Raw genomic sequence first — 4,947 nt, forward strand, 5'->3', positions numbered from 1 at the left:
CTTGCCAGGGCCTGACGGATCACCCGCTGCTGCGACGGCCCGTTCGGCGCCGACAGACCGTTCGACGCACCGTCCTGGTTCACCGCAGTGCCACGGACCACGGCCAGCACCCGGTGCCCGTTGCGCCGCGCGTCCGACAACCGCTCCAGCAGCAGCAGCCCGACACCCTCACCCCAGCCCGTACCGTCCGCCGCGGCGGCGAACGGCTTGCAGCGGCCATCGGCGGCGAGACCGCGCTGACGACTGAAGTCGACGAACGACGTCGGCGTCGACATCACCGCGACTCCGCCCGCGAGCGCCAGCGAGCACTCGCCCCGCCGCAGCGAGTCCGCTGCCAGGTGCAGGGCGACGAGCGACGAGGAACACGCGGTGTCCACCGTCAGCGCCGGCCCCTCGAAGCCGTAGAAGTAGGAGAGTCGGCCGGAGAGCACGCTGCCCGCGAGCCCGGTGCTCAGGTAGCCCTCCACCCCGGGCTCGTCGGTGAGGCGGATCGCGTAGTCGTGGTACATCTGCCCGGCGAAGACGCCGGTGCGGCTGCCGCGCAGCGTGTCCGGGTCAATGCCGGCCTGCTCGAAGAGCTCCCAGGAGGTCTGGAGCAGCAGCCGCTGCTGCGGGTCCATCGCCAGCGCTTCCCGCGGCGAGATCCCGAAGAACCCGGCGTCGAACTCGGCCACGCCGTCGAGGAATCCGCCCTGCGAGGCGTACGTGGTTCCCGCCGTGTCCGGGTCCTCGTCGAACAGCCCGGGCAGGTCCCAGCCCCGGTCCTCCGGGAAGGGCCCCACCGCGTCCGTACCGGCCGTGACCAGGTCCCACAGGTCCTCCGCCGACCGCACACCGCCCGGGTACCGACAGGCCATGCCCACCAGCACCACCGGATCGGCCTCGTCCGCCAGCGCGCCCGCCCCGAGGACCACGGCCTCGCCCGTCCCGCGGGCACCGAGCAGTCCGTCACGGAGGAACCGGGCCACGGCCCGCGGGGTCGGGTGGTCGAACGCGAGCGAGGCCGGCAGCCGCAGCCCGGTCGCGTTCTGGAGCCGGACGCGCAGGCCCACGGACGCCACCGAGTCGAAGCCCAGCGTGCGGAAGGGCTTGCGCGGGTCGAGCGAGGCCGCGGCGGCGTTGCCGAGGACGGCTGCGCACTCGGCGGCCACCAGGGCCAGCAGCCGGAGTTCGACGTCCCGGTCGCCCAGGTCCCGGAGTTCGTCCCGCAGTCGGGCTGCCACCTCGGGAGCGGGCTCGGCCGCGACGCCCCAGAGCGGTCCCGGGACGTCGACGGCCGACGCCCGTACGACGGGCGCGTTCTCGATCAGTGCGGCGTCCAGCGCGTCGCGCAGCCCCTGCGCGCCGATCTCGTCCCCGGCACTGAGCGAGACCGCGATCCCTCCCGCACCGGCGAGTTCGCGCGCCAGTTCGTCGAAGGGAGCCGCTTCCTCGGCCCCGGTCAGCAGGACGAGCACGTACCCGTCCCGGCCTGCCGTCGCGCGCCGCAGCGACTCGCCGTCGGCGGGCTCGCAGCGCTCGACCACCGTCTCGGCGCAGCCGTGCGCGGAGCGGAGGTGCGCCGCCAGTTCCTCGGCGCGCGCCGTGGCGGCGGCGTCGGCGAGCAGCAGGACGGGCTTGCCGCGCACGGTGCTCCGGTCGTCCGCCGGCAGCGAGGCCGGCAGAGCGGAGGAGTCGGGGGAGCCGGGAGCGCGGAAGGTCAGTCGGCCGTGGTGGGTTCCGGTGTTCGCCAGCAGTCGGGAGCCCTCGGCGCCGACGAGTCGGCGGACGGTCTTGCCGGAGGGCGTGCGGGGGATCCGGTCGGTGAGGTGCAGCTCCGCCGGAACCTTGAAGTAGGCGAGGCGGTCGCGGAGCCGGGCGACCAACTCGGCCACCGGCAAGGGCTGGTCCGCCTTCGGCACCAGGTAGGCGACCGGCACCTCGCCGAGCACACCGTGCTCGCGGCCGACGACCGCGACGTCCGCGACCTCGGCGCTCGCGCGGATCGCGTCCTCGATCTCGGCGGGGTGCATGTTCTCCCCACCCCGGATGATGAGTTCCTTGAGGCGCCCGGTGATGCTCACGAAGCCCTGGGCGTCCTGGCGGCCCATGTCGCCGGTGCGGTACCAGCCCTGGTGGAAGGCCTCGGCCGTCCGCTCCGGGTCGTTGTGGTAGCCGGCCATCAGGCTGGGACTCCGGACCCATATCTCGCCCTCGTGGCCGGTGGGCGCTTCGAGGCCGGTCTCCGGATCGGTGATGCGGACCGTCACCCCGGGGACGGGCCGGCCGCAGGAACCGGGCACCCGGTGGTCGCCCAGCGGGTTGCAGGTGATGACACCGGTGGTCTCGGTGCTTCCGTAGCTGTCGACCAGCGGGACGCCGAAGGCGTCCCGGAACCGTGCGCCGAGGGCGGCGCTGGTGAGCGCTCCGGCCACCAGGAAGGCCCGCAGGCCGCTCAGGTCGAGTTCGCCCTCGGGGACGGAGTCCAGGAGGTAGTGGCACATCGTGGGCACGGCGGCCATCAGGGTGTAGGAGGAGCTGCCGAGTTCGGTGACGATGTCGTCCGGGGCGAAGTCGGCCGCGATCCGGGCGGTCGCGCCGGCCGCCATCACTCCGAGGACGCAGAGGTTGAAGGCGAAGCTGTGGTGCAGTGGCAGCGGCCAGAGCAGCCGGTCCCCCGGTCCGATGTCCAGCACGGCGGCGTAGCCGTTGACGGCCGACCAGAGCCCCGCCTGCTGGGTGGAGAGAACGCCCTTGGGGGCGCCGGTCGTTCCGGAGGTGTACAGCATCCAGGCGATCTCGTCGGGCCGCAGTCCGTCCGGCGCCGGTGCGCTCGGTTCGTCTACGGCCATTCGCCGGTAGTCGTGGACGCATTCACCGTCCCCGACGCTTTCCTGATTGTCCGTCACGATCACGAAGTGGAGGTCATTCCGAAGGCCGTCGAGCCGTCGGAGCCGCTCGAAGTTCGATTCCTCGGTGATGACGAGCACGGCCTCGGAGTCGCGCAGAATATGCGCGAGCTCGTCATCGCCGGCATGCGGATTGACCGGGACGGTGACGAGCTCCGCGCGGGTCAGCGCGAAGCAGCTCTCCACCATTTCCACCCGGTTGCCGAGGCACACCACGGCGCGCCCGCCCCGGGCGATTCCGAATTCGGCGATGTGGCCGGCCAGTCGCGCGGTGGACGCTTCCAGCTCCCCGTAGGTCGTGCTGCGTGCCTGGTCAGAGTAGGCGATGACGTGTCCACGCTCAATGGCGTGCGTTCGGAGGGCATCCACGACGGAACGAACAGGGATAGCCGACACGGCTGACTCCCACTCAGAAAAGGACGCGACTCGGACCGATGGCTCCGGGCAGCACGAAGAAAGGCCCTCTAGAGCGCGTTCCCCCGTACAGCATCGCGTAGAGCTGATGATCTTTCGTCGGCGACGATATAGGAGGGGGAAGGCCGAGATCAATGGCCTTGTTGCGAGCGTCACACCGGTCGGCGTTTTCTCCCCCCACCAGGGATTATGACGTCATGTCAGATATCACGAACGCCGGTGTTACCCACTGTCAGTTCCGTCGCCCGGCCTGTACGCTCCCCAATCGATCCCGGTGAACGCATCGCACACCGGACATATGCGAAATCCACAAGTCCGCTGATTCAAGGAGAATCCGTGTCCCTGCCGATCATGGATGAGGAGTTCATGAGGAACCCGTATCCGGCCTACGACGCCTTGCAGAGCAAGGGGTCGGTGCACCGGATGCTGCTGCCGAGCGGGCTGAAGGTCTGGGCGGTCGTCAACTACGAGGAGGCGCGCATCGCGCTCTCGCACCCGGCGCTGTCCAAGGACATCGACACTTCGGTCCAACTCGGATATTTCGACCGGGAGATGTCCGAGGGCGGCACGCCGCGCCTGGAGCACAGCTCGGTCGGCCGGCACATGCTCAACATGGACCCGCCGGACCACACCCGGCTGCGCAAGCTCGTGAACAAGGCCCTGACGGCCCGTAGCGTGAAGAAGCTCGAGCCGGTCATCGAGGCCATCAGCACCGAACTCCTGGACGCCGCCGAGCGGAAGGCCGCCGCCGAGGACGGCGTCGTCGACCTGGTCGAGGAGTACACGGCGCAGTTCCCCGTCCGGGTGCTCGGGCAGCTGCTCGGCATCAGCGAGGAGCACTTCCCGGTCCTGACCGGACTGACCGCCGCGATCATGTCCAACGACAACGAGAACGCGGGCCCGAACATGGCCCGGTTCGGCCAGCACATCGGGGAGATGATCCAGCTCAAGCGCGCCCAGCCGGCCGAAGACCTGGTCAGCGCGCTGATCCACGCCAGGGACGAGGAGGACAAGCTCTCCGACATCGAGCTGGTCTCCACCGTCTTCCTGCTCGTGGTGGCGGGTTACGAGACCACGGTCAACATGATCGGCCACGGCCTGCGGGCCCTGCTCAACCACCCGGAGCAGCTCGCGGCCCTGCGCCTCGACCCGAGCGGAATCCCGGCCGCCAACGAGGAGTTCCTCCGCTACGAGGGCCCCGGAAACCGGGCGACGCTGCGCTACGCCACCGAGCCGTTCGAGCTCGGCGGCGTGACGGTCGGCACCGGTGAGTACGTCTCCGTCCTGCTGGGCGCGGCGAACCGGGACGGCGCCCAGTTCGGCTGCCCCCACCAGCTCGACGTCACCCGTTCCACCGCCGGGCACCTGGGCTTCGGGCACGGCATCCACTACTGCGTCGGCGCCCCGCTGGCCCGCCTGGAGATGGAGATCGCCCTGCGTCACCTGCTGGGCCGGTTCCCGGACCTGGAGCTGGCCGTCCCGGACTCCGAATTGAAGTGGCGCAAGAGCTTCATGATGCAGGGTCTGGAAAGACTTCCGGTGCGTCTGCACAAGAACTGACAATGCGTCCGGAAAGGCCGTTGGTCTCCGATTCGGAGACCACCCGCCAAATAGCCAATACCCCCCCGCCACAGGGTGGCGGTCA

At 70.3% G+C, this 4,947-nt stretch carries 2 protein-coding genes; one reads left to right on the plus strand and one right to left on the minus strand.

Annotated elements, in window-relative coordinates; all coding sequences use genetic code 11:
- Positions 1-3,458 (minus strand): beta-ketoacyl synthase N-terminal-like domain-containing protein (locus tag ACWCYO_RS40185; protein ID WP_449786994.1); only part of this gene is annotated, 3,458 nt, incomplete at its 3' end.
- A gap of 180 nt (positions 3,459-3,638) precedes the next feature.
- Between ACWCYO_RS40185 and ACWCYO_RS40190 the strand changes: the two genes are divergently transcribed.
- Positions 3,639-4,862 carry a cytochrome P450 family protein gene (locus tag ACWCYO_RS40190; protein ID WP_449786995.1) on the plus strand — a complete coding sequence of 408 codons (1,224 nt, stop codon included), beginning with the start codon at positions 3,639-3,641 and terminating at the stop codon, positions 4,860-4,862.
- The last annotated feature ends 85 nt before the right edge of the window (positions 4,863-4,947 follow it).

Source organism: Kitasatospora sp. NPDC001683, assembly GCF_053596495.1.